This window comes from Rathayibacter sp. AY1B5 (genome assembly GCF_002932795.1).
Taxonomy (GTDB): domain Bacteria; phylum Actinomycetota; class Actinomycetes; order Actinomycetales; family Microbacteriaceae; genus Rathayibacter.
Genome location: NZ_PSWM01000005.1, coordinates 24,328 through 40,576, shown reverse-complemented (window position 1 = coordinate 40,576; position 16,249 = coordinate 24,328). Strand labels below are relative to the sequence as shown.

Sequence of the window (16,249 nt, the reverse complement as noted above, 5' to 3'; positions counted from 1 at the left end):
TTCCCCGCACCTCCGACGAGTCTCAGCAGCTGCTTCTGCAGATGCGCGGCATCGTGAAGGTCTTCCCCGGCGCCCGTGCTCTCGACGGCGTCGACCTCGATGTCCGACCCGGTGAGGTGCACTGCCTCCTCGGCCAGAACGGCGCCGGCAAGTCCACCCTCATCAAGACCCTCGCCGGGGCCCACCAGCCCACCGAGGGCGAGATCCTCGTCGACGGGAATGTCGTCACGATCCCGTCCCCGACGGCGGCCCTCGCCCTGGGCATCGCGACGATGTACCAGGAGCTCGACGTCGTCGACGGCCTCTCCGTCGCCGAGAACATCTTCCTCGGCCACGAGCTCTCCCGCGGCGGCTTCACCGCCCGGGCGAAGGCCACGAGGATCACCCGCGAGCTGATGGAGCGCCTCGGCCACTCCGAGATCTCGCCGAACCGCGAGGTCGGCACGCTCTCCGCCGCCGGCAAGCAGATCGTGCAGATGGCCCGCGCCCTCTCGCACGACGCGCGGGTCATCATCATGGACGAGCCCTCCGCGGTGCTCGACTCCGAGGAGGTGGAGAACCTCTTCCACGTGGTGCGCCAGCTCACCGCCTCCGGTGTCGCCATCGTCTACATCTCGCACCGCCTCGACGAGATCCGCGCCATCGGCGACCGGATCACCGTGATCAAGGACGGCGCCACCGTCGCGCAGAACCTCGCGGTCGCCGACACCCCCACCTCGAAGCTCATCACCCTGATGACCGGCCGCGCGGTCGAGTACGTCTTCCCGGACCGCCAGGAGCTCGACGTCGAGGCCGAGACGCTGCTGAAGGTCGAGAAGCTGGGCCTGCAGGGCTCCTTCTCGGACGTCTCCCTCGAGATCCGCGCCGGCGAGGTCGTCGGCCTCGCGGGACTGGTCGGCTCCGGCCGCTCCGAGATCCTCGAGACCATCTACGGGGCGCGCCGCGCCAGCACCGGGACGGTCAGCGTGGCGGGCAAGCGCCTGCGCGCCGGGTCCGTCACCTCGGCGGTCGACGCCGGCATCGGCCTCTGCCCGGAGGAGCGCAAGAGCCAGGGCCTGCTCCTGGACGAGCCGGTCTACCGCAACATCACCCTCTCGACCTTCGACCGCTTCGCCAAGCGCGGCTTCCTCGACGAGCGCTCCGAGCGCGCGGCGGCGGCCGAGCAGGCGGTCTCCCTCGACCTGCGGCCCTCCGGGGTCGACCGCGACGCCCGCACCCTCTCCGGAGGCAACCAGCAGAAGGCGCTCCTCGCCCGCTGGCTGGTGCGCGGCTGCCGCGTCCTGCTGCTCGACGAGCCGACCCGCGGGGTCGACGTCGGCGCGCGGGCCGAGATCTACACCCTGATCAGGGACCTCGCGACCAACGGCGCCGCCGTGCTCGTGGTCTCCAGCGAGATCGGCGAGGTCCTCGGACTCTCCGACCGAGTGCTCGTGATCTCCGACGGCGCCGTGGTCCACGAGGGCCCGGCCGATTCGATCGACGAGCACCGCGTGCTCGATCTCGTCATGGAAGGAAGTGCAGCGTGAGCGGACAGCTCGACACCGCGTCGCCGTCGATCGGCGGTCCGCAGGAGGACGCCGCCCGTCACGCGTCGGCCGCGACCGGAGGCGCCTCCGGGGGCGTCCCGACCAAGGACTCCCGCTCCGGGGTCGCCCGCCTCATGCAGGGCTCCCTCGGCCGCAACGTCGGGCTGCTGCTCGCGCTGGTGATCCTCTGCATCGTCGGATTCGCGACCGCGGGGGAGCGCTTCGCCAGCGTCGACAACGTGCTCACGATCCTCCGCCTCGCCGCCGTCATCGGCGTGCTGAGCATCGGCATGACCTTCGTCATCACCTCCGGCGGCATCGACCTCTCGGTCGGCTCCGTGATGGGGCTCGCGACGGTCTGGGCGAGCACGGTCTCGACCCAGTACTACGCGGCCAACACCTCCTGGCTGGTGATCGTGCTCACCGCGGTCGTCGTCGGCCTCGTCTGCGGCCTGATCAACGGCGCGCTGATCGCCTACGGCCGGGTCGTCGCCTTCATGGCCACCCTGGCGATGCTCGTCGCCGCCCGCGGCTTCGCCGAGCTGATCTCGAACCGCCAGACGCAGGTCGTCACGGTCACGCCGTTCCTCGACTTCTTCCGCGCCGACGTGCTCGGCATCCCGGTGCTCGTGCTGATCTTCGTGGTCGTCGCCGTCGCCGGCTGGATCCTGCTCAACCGCACCACCTTCGGACGCCGCACCATCGCGGTCGGCGGCAACCCGGAGGCGGCCCGTCTCGCCGGCATCAAGGTCCGCCGCCACACCATGTACGTCTACGGCCTCGCCGGGCTCACCGCCGGCATCGCCGCCGTCATGATGCTCGCCCGCACCACCGCCGGCAGCTCGACCAACGGCCTCCTCTACGAGCTCGACGCCATCGCGGCGGTCGTCGTCGGAGGCACGCTGCTGGCCGGCGGCCGCGGCACCATCGTCGGCACCGTGTTCGGCGTCCTCATCTTCACGACCCTGACCAACGTGTTCACGCAGAACAACATGTCGACCTCGACTCAGGCCGTCGCGAAGGGCGCGATCATCGTCGCCGCCGTCCTGCTGCAGCAGCGGTTCGCCGCCCGCGGCAGGAAGTCCTGACCCCGGGGCTCCGGCCCCGCTCCTCCACACACAGCAACCCACCCGACCACTCAGGTCACCTCTCCGCAGGACACGTGTGCCCTCGGACCCCTCGGATCGATCGAAGGAGATCACTTCCATGCCCGCACGCCCCTCCACCCGCAGCCGCCTCTCCCGCACCGCCCGACTCGGCTCGGCCGGCGTCGCCTTCGGCGCGGTCGCGCTGATGCTCACCGGCTGCATCTCGAACGCCCCGGTCGAGACCGGCAACGCCGCCTCCGGCGGGACCGCCGCCGCCGTGGCCGCCTCGGACAACGACGCCTCCGGCGACAACGTCGTCATCGGCTTCACCGCTCCCGCCGCCGACCACGGCTGGATGGGCGCGGTCAGCCGCGCCGCCATCGCCGAGGCCGAGAAGTACGACGACGTGGAGCTCCGCACCGCGGAGGGGACGAACGACGTCAACCTCCAGATCAGCCAGGTCGAGACCTTCATCAACGACGGAGTCGACGCGATCGTGCTGCTGCCGATCGACGGGGCCGCGCTCACGCAGGTCGCCACCCAGGCGATGGACGCGGGCATCACGGTCATCAACGTCGACCGCGAGTTCTCCAGCCCCTTCGCCGCCCGGTCGACCATCCTCGGCGACAACTACGGCATGGGCGTCAGCGCCGGCACCTACATCTGCGAGGAGCTCGGCGACAACCCCGACGCCGTCGTCGCCGAGATCGCCGGCATCGACTCCCTCCCTCTGACGCAGGAGCGCAGCCAGGGCTTCGCCGACGCGCTCGACGGCTGCGGACTCGACGTCGACAACCGCGTCGCCGCCGACTTCACCGTCCAGGGCGGAGAGCAGGCCGCGGCCAACCTCCTCCAGGCCGCGCCGAAGATCGACGCCATCTGGAACCACGACGACGACCAGGGCGTCGGCGTCCTCGCGGCGATCGACACCGCCGGTCGCGACGAGTTCCTCTTCGTCGGCGGCGCCGGCTCGGCCAACGTGATGCGCGCGATCGAGGCCGACGACTCCGTCGTCAAGGCCACGGTCGTCTACCCCTCGACCCAGGCCGCGGACGGCATCAAGCTCGCCCGCCTCGTCGAGCAGAACAAGTCGATGGCGGACACCAGCTCGCTCGGCGTCCCGCGCCAGATCCAGCTCTTCGCGCCGGTCGTCACCAAGGACAACGTCTCCGAGTACCTCCCCTCGGCCTTCGAGTCCTGATCGACCCCACCAGCCCGGGTCGGCGCGGGAACCACCCCGCGCCGGCCCCCACCTCGGCGCCGCTCCGGGATCACTGACGACCCGCAGCGCAGCGCCACCGGCATCCGCGAGAGGAGGAGGAGTGCAAGACACCGGCCCCAGGGCCGGACAGGAGGAGACCGGATCCGCTCAGTCGTGCGGACAGCGACGGACCCGGCCTCTGCGATGAACACCTCATTGAAGGAATCACATCACGCATGAATGGTAAGCGATCCTCGAGAAGAAGCATCAGGCGTCTTCTCGCACTCGGCATCGCCGGGATGGTGACGGTCTCCGGACTCACCGCCCTCGGCCTGCCCGCCTCGGCCCACGACGGAGTGGACCACGGTTCCGAGGGCGGCGCAGCCGCACTCGACTGGACCAACTACGAGAAGGTCCTGCTGACGAAGAACGTCGGCGAGCCCCTCGACCTGGCTGTCCTCCCGGACAAGTCGGTGCTCCACACCGCTCGGAACGGCGAGATCCGCCACACCGACCCCAAGACCGGCACCACGCGCGTGGTCAACACGATCCCCGTGTACCAGAACTCGGAGGACGGGCTGCAGTCCGTCGGCATCGACCCCGACTTCGCGGAGAACAACTGGGTCTACCTGGTCTACGCACCCCCCGGGAACACGCCGACCGGTGCGGCCCCGAACATGCTGCCCGAGGGCGCGACCGACAGCTACTGGGACCAGTGGAAGGGCATCAACCGCCTCTCCCGGTTCAAGTGGACCGGGTCGGGCCTCGACCTCGCGAGCGAGCAGAAGATCATCGACATCGAGACCCAGCGCGGGCAGTGCTGCCACGTGGGCGCCGACTTCGACTGGGACGCCGACGGCAACCTGTACCTCTCCACCGGTGACAACACGCCGGCGAGCGCGCCGGGTGCCGCGGGTTTCGCGCCGAACAACGACGCGCCCCGCATGAACCCGGGCTTCGACTCGCGCCGCGGCGCCGGCAACACGAACGACCTCCGCGGCAAGATCCTCCGGATCACCGTGCAGGAGGACGGCTCGTACACGATCCCCGAGGGCAACCTCTTCCCGGTGGGAACCGAGAAGACCCGCCCCGAGATCTTCGTGATGGGCGTCCGGAACCCGTTCAAGATCGACGTGGACGCCGAGACGAACACCCTCTCCTGGGGCGACTACGGCCCCGACGCCACGAAGGCCGCTGCGGCCGACGGCGTCCGCGGCCCGATGGGCTTCGTGGAGTGGAACGCGACCGGACTGGACGAGCCGCACAACTCCGGCTGGCCCTACGTCCACGGACCCAACGCGCCGTACAACGAGTGGAACTTCGAGACGGCGACGCCCCGCGGCTTCTTCGACCCGGAGAACCTGAAGAACAACTCGCGCTGGAACACCGGCCTCGTCGACATCCCGGACGCCAAGGCGGCGACCCTCTACTACGGCGACAACCCCGGCGACCAGCCGTTCGACGAGCTCGTCAACTTCGGCACCAGCACCGGCCAGGGACCCATGGGCGGACCGGTCTACCACTACGACGCGGACAACACCTCCACGTCGAAGTTCCCGGAGTACTGGGACAAGAAGACCTTCTTCGGCGAGTTCTCGCAGGACTACATCGCGGCGTTCACGCTCGATGAGCAGCGCGCGGTCACGCACATCGAGGACTTCCTCCCCAACGCGGCGCTCAGCCAGGCCGCTCAGCCGATCCACGACAACCCGATGGACATGGAGTTCGGCCCCGACGGGTCGATGTACGTGATCGAGTACGGCGACGGATTCTTCCGCGCCAACCCCGACGCGGGCCTCTACCGGATCGACTACGCCGAGGGCAACAAGGCGCCGCAGGCCCGCTTCACCGCGACCCCCCTGTCCGCCTCGCAGACCCCGCTCGAGGTCACGTTCGACGCCAAGGGATCGACCGATCCCGAGGGCGACGCACTGACCTACGACTGGGACTTCGACGGCAACGGCACCTTCGACGCCACCGGAGTGACCGTCAAGAAGACCTACACCGAGCTCGGACAGTTCACGGCCCGTCTGCGCGTCACCGACGCCAAGGGCAAGTTCAGCCTGACCTCGCGGGTCATCTCGGTCGGCAACCAGGCACCGCAGATCCAGATCCAGACGCCCGGCAACGGCGCGTTCTTCAACTGGGGCGACGCGATCCCCTACCAGGTGACCGGCAAGGACGCTGAGGACGGCGACCAGATCGTCAGCAGCCGCGTGGGCTGGACCTACGGCCTCGGCCACGACGAGCACGCCCACCCCGAGGTCACCGGCACCGGTGCCAAGGGAGCGTTCCCGACGTCCAAGGACTCGCCCGAGCACGGCCCCGGCGCGCTGCTGTACGGCACCGTCGTCGTGACCTACACGGACGGCGGCTTCAACGGCCTGCCCCCGGCTGCGGCCGAGGCGACCCTGCGGCTGAACCCGAAGACGCAGGAGGCGGAGCACGCCGCCCGTGAGGGCGTCCTGCCCTACGCGGACACCACCGCCAGCGGCGGCAACGCCGTCAGCGGACTCGGTGCGGGATCCTTCCTGCGCTGGGACCCGGTGAACTTCGCCAACCTGACCGGCGTCGTGGTCCGCGCCACCGGTGAGGGCACCGTCGACCTCCGCTGGAACGCTGCCGACGCAGCGCCCTTCGGAACGGCGACGATCCCCGCCGGAGCCGGCTGGAAGGACGTCCTCGTCCCCTTCGGCACGAACCTGCCCCGCGGCACCGGCTCGCTCTACGTGACCTCGCCCAGCGGCCTGTCGCTCGACTCCCTCACCTTCCAGGGTGCGGGTGCCGGTGACAAGACGGCTCCGACCGTCACCGCGACCCTCGACCCGGCAGCGCCTGCGGGCGTCGGCGGCGTCTACAACAAGCCCGTCACCCTCGGCCTCGCCGCCGCGGACAACGGTGCGATCTCGACCGTGCAGTACTCCGCCGACAACGGAACGACGTGGACCACCGTCCGCGCCGTCAACGGCGCGTACTCGGTTCCGTTCACCACGAACGGCGCCCGGACGATCCAGTACCGCGCCACCGACACGGGCGGCAACGTCTCGGCGGTCGGCACGGTGACGTTCACGATCGACCTGGCCGCGGCGAACGCCCCGACCGCTGCGTCGACCACCACCGTGGCGCTCTCGGCTCCCCGCGTGACCTTCGGGGCACCGGGCGAGGCGACCGTCACGGTCACCGGTCAGGGTGGGAACCCCGGCGGAGAGGTCGTCCTCTACGAGGGCGGCACCGAGCTGGGCCGCGCGACGCTGAAGGACGGCACGGCGACCTTCGCCCTGCCGAAGACCCTCGGCGCCGGCACCCACACCTTCCGTGCGGCGTACGGCTCGGACGCCACCTTCAAGGCCTCGGAGGGCACCGCCCGCCTGATCGTCTCGAAGGCCGCCTCGGAGCTCACCGCGACCGTCTCGCCCAACCCGGTCAAGCCGGGCGCCAGCGCGCAGGTCACGGTCGACGCGAAGTCCTCGACGGGTGTCGCCGGCACCGGTCAGGTGAGCGTGATGGTGAAGAGGAACCTCTCCACCGTCGCGATGCTCACCGGGACCCTCGACGAGAACGGGCACGTCGTGGTGACGCTCCCGAAGCTCGCGGCGGGCAGCTACAAGCTGACCGTCACCCACACCGCCACGGCGGACACCAACGCCGCGTCGGCACTGCTGAACCTCACCGTCCAGCAGTAGCCCTCGCGCACAGGGGCCGGCCGGCTCGACCGGGCCGGCCGGCCCCCCACCCCCCGCACCACCTGCCATTTCGAAGGAGAAATGATGCACCACCACCACGCATCCATCACGGCCAAGCCGATGAGCCGACGCTCGCTGATGACGGCCCTGGCCGCCTCGACGGTCGCGGTCGGCGTCGGAGCGGGAGCCCTCGCGGCACCCGCCGGGGCCGCACCCGCGCCCTCGTCCGGATCCACGCGCCTGGTCCCGATCAACCGCATCGGCATCCAGCTCTTCAGCGTCCGCGACAAGGTCTCCTCGCTCGGCTTCCGGGCCGTCTTCGAGGAGCTCGGCCGCATCGGCTACAGCGAGATCGAGTTCGCCGGGTACACCCAGGGCAACGTCGGAGCGATCACGCCGCAGCAGATCCGCCAGCTGCTGGACGACAACGGCCTCCGCGCCGTCGGCTCGCACGTCGGCACCAACCTCCTCCGCTCGGAGCTGGGCAAGCAGATCGAGATCGCGCAGATCCTCGGCACGCCGCACCTCGGCACCGGCAACGCGCCCACCAACGTCAACACCAAGGCGGGCTACCTCGCCGCGGCGGAGGAGTGGAACCGCTGGGGCCAGCAGGTCTCGGCCGCGGGCATGAAGCTCTACCAGCACAACCACGCGGGCGAGTTCGGCTTCGCCACGGACGACCCGTCGTCCCGCCTGTACGACCTGTTCTACGACAACACCGACCCGCGCCACGTGTACCTCGAGATGGACGTCTACTGGGCGTACGTCGGCAAGAAGCTCTACCCGGGCTTCGAGCCGCTCGATTACATCAAGCGCAACCCGCGCCGCTACCCGATCCTGCACCTCAAGGACGGCAAGACGAACAACGCCAACACCAACGGCTACGACATCGTCGAGTTCGGTGCGGGCAACCTGCCCTACCAGGCGTTCCTCTCGGAGCTGCGCGACCGCGGCCAGCGCTTCGGCGTCTGGGAGCAGGACACCGCTCCCACGCTGGCGACGCCGCCGAGCACGGGGAACTCCCTCGAGGCCGCTTCCCGCAGCTACTCCGCGATCGCTGCGCTCCGTGGCTGAGCGCACCCCGCGCCGCGCGCGCCGCACCGACAGCACCACCACCAGCACGACGCGCACGAGCGCACCGAGGAGAACCCCCATGAAGTGGAAGACGCCCACGGCGGTCCTCGCGGCCGCCTCCCTCGCGATGGTCGCCGCGCCGTCCGCCTTCGCGGCGACGACGGACTGCACCACCGAGCTCGGCAACCAGACGATCACCGGCGACCTCAACGTCGCCGCGGGTCAGACCTGCGTGCTGGGCAACGTGACCGTCACCGGCAACGTCATCGTCGGCGACGACGCCTGGCTGGACGCCACCTCGGCGACCATCGGCGGCGACGTCATCGGCACCGACGCCTACGGCATCTCGATCGACGGCACCAGCGTCGCCGGAGACGTCGTGTCGTTCTCGGAGGGCAGCCGCAACGGCTTCCTCTACCTGCGGGACCTCACGGTCGGCGGCATGGTGGAGGCCGGCGGGATCGACGTCGAGTTCAGCGACCTCTCGGTCGAGGGCGGCGTGAGCACCGCGGCGGCGAACTACGTCGACGTGGACCGCACGAGCGTGGGCGGCGACGCCGTCTTCGCCGACAGCGACTTCGGCGTGAACGTGCAGGGCGCGATCGTCGGCGGCTCACTCTCGGTCACCGGCTCCTCGCGCGGCGTCCTCCTGGGCGCGAACGAGGACGGCTCGGCCGCGGCCCTCGGCAACACGGTGGGCGGGGACCTCACGCTCTCGGGCAACTCCGGCAACGTCCAGCTCGCGGGCTCGACGGTCGGCGGACGCATCGCGCTCGCCGACAACGCGCCGGCGGTCAACTTCGGCGCGGGCAACACCGCCGCCGGCGTCGACGGCACCTTCACGGGAACGGCGGCGGGCGCTGCGGCGGCCGGCGACCAGGCCGTGGCGGTCATCGTCCCCGAGCCCGGCAAGGGCGAGCTGACCTGGACGCTCGAGGGCACCAGCAACCTGGTGAACCTCGGGGTCGCCGAAGAGGTCGGCGACCACTTCGAGGCCTCCGGTGAGCTCGTGCCGGTCCGCGTGACCGACACCCGCCTCAACGGCCCGGCCTGGTCGGTCACCGGCCAGCTGAGCGACTTCCGCTCCGGCGAGAAGACGTTCTCGGGCAAGCACCTCGGCTGGACCCCCGAGGTCCTGGAGAACACGGGCGGTGCCGTCGCCGGCGCGGCCGTGCCCTCCGGGTTCGACTCGGGCAACGGCCTCGCCACGCCCCGCGTCCTCGGCTCCGCCGCGGCGCAGCACCCGACCGGATCCTCGGTCCTGGGCGCCGACCTCGACCTGAAGCTCCCGCTCTCGGTCGGAACCGGCACCTACACCGCGACGCTGACGCTCACCGCGCTCGGCTAGCACCGGTGGGGCGGCCTCCGGGCCGCCCCACCCTCCCCCGTCTCCCCGCGAGACGCCGCTCCGGTCCGCCCCGCTCGTCGGGCCGCGACCGCAGTGGCGTCTCGCGGGGAGGCATCCCCCCTTGCAACGGAAGCCTGATCGATGCCGCTCATGCCACGCACCTCCCGCACCACCGCCGCCCTGCTGCTGATGACGCTCCTCGCAGCCGGCGGCCTCTCGGCTCAGGCGAGTGCCCAGGAGGCGGACCCCGCCTCCACGCCGGTCACCTGGGGGGTGCGCCCCGCCGACACCGAGCAGGGCAGCGACCGGCCGAACTACGCGTACGCCCTCGATCCCGGCGGCCGCCTCAGCGACGCCCTGATCGTCTCCAACTACGACGACGAGGAGCAGACCTTCCGCGTCTACGGCTCCGACGGCTTCATCACCGAGGCCGGCCAGCTCGACCTGCTCCCCGCCGCGGACCCCTCGACGCAGCTCGGCAGCTGGATCGCGTTCCCCGAGCCCGAGGTCACCGTGCCCGCCGGCGAGAGCGTGCAGGTCCCGTTCGACGTCGTCGTCCCCGACGACGTGACCCCGGGCGACTACGCCGCGGGCGTCGTCTCCTCGATCCTGGTGCAGGGCGAGACCGGAGTCTCGGTCGACCGGCGCCTGGGCTCGCGCATGTACCTCCGCGTCGGCGGCGAGCTCGCCCCGCGCCTGTCGATCGACGGCCTCGCCGTCTCGTACGACGGCGGCTGGAACCCCTTCGCCCCCGGCTCCGCGACCGTCGACTACACCGTCACCAACGCGGGCAACACCCGCATCGCGCCGGGCGCCGAGATCAGCGTCGCCGGCCTCTTCGGCCTCGCGCCGGTGTCCGCCACCGACCCGGAGCCGCTGCCCGAGCTCCTCCCCGGCACCTCCGTCTCGCGCACCGTGACCGTCGCCGGCGTCTGGCCGCTCTTCGTCGCGACCGCCCGCGCCGCGCTCTCGGGCACCGTGGTCACCGCCGACCAGGCCGCCCAGGCCGACTCCGCCGTCGTCGTCCCCGACGTGCCGGTCGCCACCGCCGAGACCTCCGCCGCGGCCGTGCCGTGGAGCGCCGTGCTCCTCCTGGCCCTGCTCATCGGGCTCCTCGTGCTGACCGTCGTCCGCCGCCGCCGCCGGGCCGCGGGGGAGCAGGCGCGCATCGACGCCGCCGTCGCCGCCGCTCTCGGCGCCCAGCCGGAGGACGCCGACCGCGCGGAGGTCCGCTCCTGACCGGGTGCGGCCGGTGCGCTCTGCAGGGGATCGCGCCGTCGTGGCCCTCTCCCGCCCGCCGCGCGCCCGCCGCACGCCGGATCCCCTGCGGATCGCACACCACTCCCGCTCGTCCGGCGCTAGCGGACCACCCGTCCCTCGGCGCGCAGCTGCTCGAGGAAGCCGTCCACCACGGCGGGACTGAGCAGGTGCCCGCGGAGCATCAGCGCCGCACCGCGCACGCCTCCGCTGCCGCCCAGCTCGGCGGTCACCACGTCGAGCCGCTGCGTCGCGAGAGGGAGGGAGCGCTCGTCGATCACCGAGCGCACGGCCGTCAGGATCTCCGGACTGGCGAGGGCGACCGCGCCGCCCAGCACGATGACGGACGGATTCAGCAGGCTCACGCAGGTGGCCAGCACCTCGCCGAGCTGGAGGCCCGCGATCCGCGCCGCCTCGACGGCCTCGGGATCGCGCGCCTTCAGCAGGTCGATCAGCTCGCGCACGGACTGCACGTCGCGGCCCGCCCGGGCCAGCCCGGCGGCCAGAGCGGAGCCGCCCGCGACCGCCTCGAGGTCGCCCTCCTGACCGCCCGCCGCGGCGGGGGCCGTGCGCGGCACCTGGACGTGGCCGAGGTCGCCGGCGGAGCCGAGCGCTCCGCGCTGGAGCAGCCCGGACGAGACGATGCCCGCGCCGATGCCGGTGCCGACCTTCACGAACAGCAGGTCGAGGGCGTGCGGGAAGCGCGAGGCCCGCTCGCCGAGAGCCAGCAGGTTCACGTCGTTGTCGACGAGCACCGTGGTGTCGTAGCGCCGTCGCACGAACGCGGGGATGTCGAAGCCGTCCCAGCCGGGCATGATCGGCGGGCGCACCGGGCGGCCGCTCGCGTGCTCCACCGGGCCGGGCACGCCGACCCCGATGCCTGCGAGCGCGGAGCTGTCGACTCCGGCCGCGGCGAGAATCCCGTCGCAGACGTCGAGCGCGTGGCCGAGCACCGCCACGGGCCCCTGCGCGATGTCGAGCTCCTCGCGGCGCTCCGCGATGATGCGGCCGTCGAAGTCGGTCAGCGCGATGGTCGAGTGCGCCGCACCCAGGTCGATGGCCAGGAGCGAGCGGACGGCCGGGTCGAAGACGAGGCGGGCGGAGGGGCGTCCGCCGGTCGAGGGCGCGCGGTCGAGGTGCGCGATCAGGCCGAGCTCGAAGAAGAGGTCCAGTCGCGTCATCACCGCGGTCCGCGCGAGGCCGGTCTCCTCCACCAGCTCGGCGCGGGTGCGCGGTCGACCGTCGGCGAACAGCCTCAGCATGTCGCCGGTCGCGGTACCCGCGCGCTCGGCCACGCTCAGCTCCTTCTCTCGGCCCGGAAGACGGGTTCGGGGGACAGCACACCTGAGGAAACCAGGCGTCGCACGGTCGCGCAATCTCAGCGGGCCCCCCTTGCGGGTCGTGCGCAAGACGGCCATCCGGCGGCGCGCCCCGTGCCCCGCCGAGGCCCCTCCCCACTCCGATCGCCCGGGTGCGCTCCCGCGATCGCCGCCCAGCAAGCCCTTCCAGACAGGAGAGAACGATGACCTCGTCCGACACCACCACCACAGGCGCCCCCCGATCGAGCGGGCGCATCGGCCTCTGGCTGATCGGAGCCCGGGGCAGCGTCGCCACCACGGCCGCCGTGGGCCTGCACGCCATCGCCGCCGGAGCCGCGCCCAGCTCGGGCTGCGCCACCGCGACCCCCGCCTTCGAGGACGTCCCGCTCGCCGGGTTCGCCGACATCGTCGTCGGCGGCCACGACGTCTCGCCGACTCCGCTGCTCGAGAAGGCCACGGGCCTCGCGGCCGGCGGCATGTTCCCGACCTCGGTCGTCGCCGAGGTGGCCGACCGGATCGACGCGACCGACGCCGAGATCCGCCTCGCCCCCGCCGACGCCGCGTCGCAGCAGGAGGAGATCGACCGCAGGGCCGCCGACATCGTCGCCTTCCGCGAGCGCCACGGCCTGGCCCGGGTCGTCGTGATCGACGTCGCCTCGACCGAGGTGCTGCCGGCCGACCGACCGGAGTTCCACGACCTCGCCGCCCTGCGGGCCGCCCTCGCGCGCCCGGGCGAGCGCCTCCTGCCGCCGAGCTCGATCGCCGCCCTCTCGGCCGTCGTCGCGGGCGCGGCCTACGCCTGCTTCACCCCGTCGACCGCGCTGGCTCTGCCGGCCCTGGAGGAGTGGGCCGCCGAGGCCGGGATCCCGATCGCCGGCCAGGACGGCAAGACGGGTGAGACCCTGCTCCGCAGCGTGCTCGCTCCGATGTTCACGGCGCGCGGGATGCGCGTGCTCTCGTGGGCGGGCGCGAACCTCCTCGGCGGCGGCGACGGGCAGACCCTCGCCGACCCGGAGGCGGTGCGCTCGAAGCTCGTCTCGAAGAACCGCGGTCTCCGCAGCCTCCTCGGCGACGACGTCGTCACTCCGCTGCACATCGACAACGTGCCGGACCTCGGCGACGTCAAGACGGCGTGGGACCACGTGCACGCCGAGGGCTTCCTCGGCTCGCGGATCACGGTGCAGACGATCTGGTCGGCGTACGACTCGGCCCTCGCGGCGCCGCTGATCCTCGACCTCGCCCGCCTGCTGGCGCTCGCGGACGAGGCCGGCGTGTCGGGCCCGGTCGGCGAGCTCGGCTTCTTCTTCAAGGACCCGTGGGGCAGCGACGTGCACGGCTTCGCCGAGCAGACCGCGGAGCTGGTGGCCTGGTCCGCCCGCACCGGCGCCCTCGTCGCCGAGCGCCGCACCCCGGTGACGAGCGGGACGCGGAGCGATGGCTGAGCTGCGCGACTACCTCGAGCTCGTCCGCGCGAAGGCCGCGCTGACCGTGATCGGCGACACCGTCGCGGGCGGAGCCTGGGCGGACCGCGGAGTCGGGGTGCGCACTCTCGCGCTCCCGCTGTCCTCGGCGCTGCTCTACTCGGCGGGCATGGCGCTCAACGACTACGCGGACGCCGAGCTCGACGCGCGGGAGCGGCCCGAGCGGCCCATCCCCTCGGGGCGCATCCGGCGCTCGGCGGCGCTGGGCACGGCGGCCGCGCTGACCGCGGCGGGGATCGCCGTCGCGGCCGTCGTGGACGGGCGGCGCTCGCTCGCGCTCTCGCTGCCGCTGGCCGCGGGGATCTGGTCGTACGACCTGCTCGCGAAGCCGACTCCGCTGGGCCCGGTCGTGATGGCGGCCTGCCGCGGTCTCGACGTGCTGCTCGGCGCGGGCGTCGACGGCGTGCGCGCGGCGGGCCCCGCCTCCGCCGCCGTGGCCGCGCACACGCTCGGCGTCACCGTGCTCTCGCGCGGCGAGGTGCACGGCACCACTCCGGTCGCGGCGGGAGCGGTCTCGACCGGCACCGCGGCGATCGCGCTGTCCACCGCGGCCGGCGCCCTGGCCGAGCGCGGGGCCGCCCCCGCCGCGGTCGTCGCTGCCGGCCTCGGGCGCTGGCTCCTGCTCGTGCTCACCGCGCAGCTGCAGGCCGTGCGGACGCCGACGGCAGCGGCCGCGCGGACGGCCACCCGCGCGGGCATCAGGGGGATGATCCCGCTGCAGGCCGCGCTCGCCGGCCTGAAGCGGCCGGAGCTGGGGGCGGCGCTGCTCGCGCTCGACGCGCTCGGCTCCCTCCTGCTCCGCCGCCCGCGGACGGCGGACATCACATGAGCGCCACCGGACCCGTCCTCGGCTACGGCACCAACGGCTTCGCCGACCACGCGCTCGACGACGCGCTCACGGTGATCCACGCCGCGGGGTACCGCGCCGTCGCGCTCACCCTCGGGCACCCGCACCTGGATCCCTTCGCAGCCGACTGGCGCGAGCGGACGCTGGCGCTCCGGTCGCGGCTCGACGAGCTGGGCCTGCGCGTGGTCGTCGAGACGGGCGCGCGCTACTTGCTCGACCCGTTCGCGAAGCACCGCCCCACGCTGGTCGACGAGGAGGCGGGCCCCCGGGTCCGCTTCCTCGAGCGGGCGATCGAGATCGCCGCCCTGCTGGGCGCCGACGCCGTCTCCCTCTGGTCGGGGGTCGTCCCGGCGGGCGCCGATGCGGCGGCGGCCTGGAGGCTGCTCGTGGAGCGGATGCGCGGCGTCGTCGCGACGGCCGAGCGCCGCGGCGTGCGCCTGGCCGTCGAGCCCGAGCCGGGGATGCTGGTGGAGACGGTGGCCGACGCGCTCCTGCTGCGCCGCGAGCTCGGCGATCCGGAGTCGGTCGGGCTGACGGTCGACCTCGGCCACTGCGTCGTGGTCGAGCCGGACGGCGTGGTCGGAGCCCTCCGCAGCGCCGGGGACCTGCTGCTGAACGTGCAGGTCGACGACATGCTCCCGGAGCGGCACGAGCACCTCGAGCTCGGCACCGGATCGCTCGACCTCGCGGCCGCCTTCGCGACCCTCGCCGAGATCGGCTACCGCGGGATCGCCGCCGTCGAGCTGCCCCGGCACTCGCACGACGCGCCCCGCCTGGCCGTGGCGAGCCTCGCGGCGATGGAGGAGGCGCTCGGCGGCGCCTCGACGCACGCCGAGCATCCGTGGACCGCGGCCGCCCGCACCGCCGTCCTCGAGCGCCCGTCGCGGATCGAGCGCTTCTTCCCCGCGGCGGGCCGCGAGGCCGGGCGCGAGCCGCTCCGGCCCGCCGAGGACCCGCACGGCCTCGTCCACGGCACGCACGACGACGCGGCCCGCGCCTCCCTGGTGCAGGCCGCCGCGCAGGCGCTCGGCGACGACGACCTGGCCGCTCTCCTCCTCCGCCTCTACCGGGGCGGGGACGGCGCCGAGCGCCGCGGAGTGCTGGCCGGGCTGAACGCCCTCGGCGACCCGGGACCGGCGACGACCCTCGCCGGCCTCGAGCTGACCGCCGACGCCCTGCGCGCCAACGACACCCGGCTCGTCGCCGTGGCGATGGGGTCCTTCGCCCGCCGCCACCTCGACGCGCACGCCTGGCGGCACGGGGTGCTCAAGCTCGTCTTCCTCGGCATCCCGCTCGCGGCGGTCGCCGGGCTGGAGGAGCGCAGCGACGCCGAGCTGCGCGCGATGGCCGGCCGCTTCGCCGACGAGCGCCGCGCGGCCGGGCGCCCGCTCCCGGACGATCTGGCGGTGCTCCTGCCGAGCTGAC

The 16,249-nt window shown here is 72.9% G+C and carries 11 protein-coding genes; 10 read left to right on the top strand and 1 reads right to left on the bottom strand.

What is annotated here, in order from left to right:
- The first annotated feature begins 41 nt into the window (after positions 1-41).
- From C5D44_RS05015 to C5D44_RS04985, 7 genes are all read left to right on the top strand, one after another.
- Positions 42-1,526 carry a sugar ABC transporter ATP-binding protein gene (locus tag C5D44_RS05015; protein ID WP_208543410.1) on the top strand — a complete coding sequence of 495 codons (1,485 nt, stop codon included), beginning with the start codon at positions 42-44 and terminating at the stop codon, positions 1,524-1,526.
- Positions 1,527-1,660: 134 nt separating this feature from the next.
- A complete protein-coding gene (locus tag C5D44_RS05010) occupies positions 1,661-2,614 on the top strand; it encodes an ABC transporter permease (RefSeq protein ID WP_068256795.1) in 954 nt (317 codons plus the stop codon).
- A 118-nt stretch (positions 2,615-2,732) separates the two neighbouring features.
- A complete protein-coding gene (locus C5D44_RS05005; protein WP_104275884.1) occupies positions 2,733-3,815 on the top strand; it encodes a substrate-binding domain-containing protein in 1,083 nt (360 codons plus the stop codon).
- Positions 3,816-4,051: 236 nt separating this feature from the next.
- The gene (locus C5D44_RS05000) at positions 4,052-7,498 is read left to right on the top strand and encodes a PQQ-dependent sugar dehydrogenase (RefSeq protein WP_146087977.1); all 3,447 of its coding nucleotides are present in this window, start codon (positions 4,052-4,054) and stop codon (positions 7,496-7,498) included.
- 84 nt (positions 7,499-7,582) lie between these two features.
- A complete protein-coding gene (locus C5D44_RS04995) occupies positions 7,583-8,572 on the top strand; it encodes a sugar phosphate isomerase/epimerase (RefSeq protein ID WP_219812815.1) in 990 nt (329 codons plus the stop codon).
- Positions 8,573-8,651: 79 nt separating this feature from the next.
- Positions 8,652-9,920: a hypothetical protein gene (locus C5D44_RS04990; RefSeq protein WP_104275882.1), complete on the top strand. Its 1,269-nt coding sequence runs from the start codon at positions 8,652-8,654 to the stop codon at positions 9,918-9,920.
- 150 nt (positions 9,921-10,070) lie between these two features.
- Positions 10,071-11,159, top strand: coding sequence for a hypothetical protein (locus tag C5D44_RS04985; protein ID WP_146087976.1), 1,089 nt, complete (start codon positions 10,071-10,073; stop codon positions 11,157-11,159).
- 119 nt (positions 11,160-11,278) lie between these two features.
- On the opposite strand, the gene C5D44_RS04980 is transcribed toward C5D44_RS04985, so the two are convergent.
- A complete protein-coding gene (locus C5D44_RS04980; protein WP_258065011.1) occupies positions 11,279-12,472 on the bottom strand; it encodes an ROK family protein in 1,194 nt (397 codons plus the stop codon).
- A gap of 227 nt (positions 12,473-12,699) precedes the next feature.
- Here C5D44_RS04980 and C5D44_RS04975 point away from each other — a divergent pair, with 227 nt between their 5' ends.
- The 3 genes from C5D44_RS04975 to C5D44_RS18390 are packed head-to-tail and all read left to right on the top strand — an operon-like array spanning position 12,700 to position 16,248.
- Positions 12,700-13,938, top strand: a complete 1,239-nt coding sequence (locus C5D44_RS04975; RefSeq protein WP_104275879.1) for an inositol-3-phosphate synthase — start codon at positions 12,700-12,702, stop codon at positions 13,936-13,938.
- On the top strand, positions 13,931-14,806 hold the full coding sequence (locus tag C5D44_RS04970) for an SCO3242 family prenyltransferase (RefSeq protein WP_219815324.1): 876 nt from the start codon (positions 13,931-13,933) through the stop codon (positions 14,804-14,806). The genes C5D44_RS04975 and C5D44_RS04970 overlap by 8 nt, the downstream gene beginning before the upstream one ends.
- Positions 14,803-16,248, top strand: a complete 1,446-nt coding sequence (locus tag C5D44_RS18390) for an EboA domain-containing protein (RefSeq protein ID WP_104281029.1) — start codon at positions 14,803-14,805, stop codon at positions 16,246-16,248. The genes C5D44_RS04970 and C5D44_RS18390 overlap by 4 nt, the downstream gene beginning before the upstream one ends.
- Position 16,249: the final 1 nt, after the last annotated feature.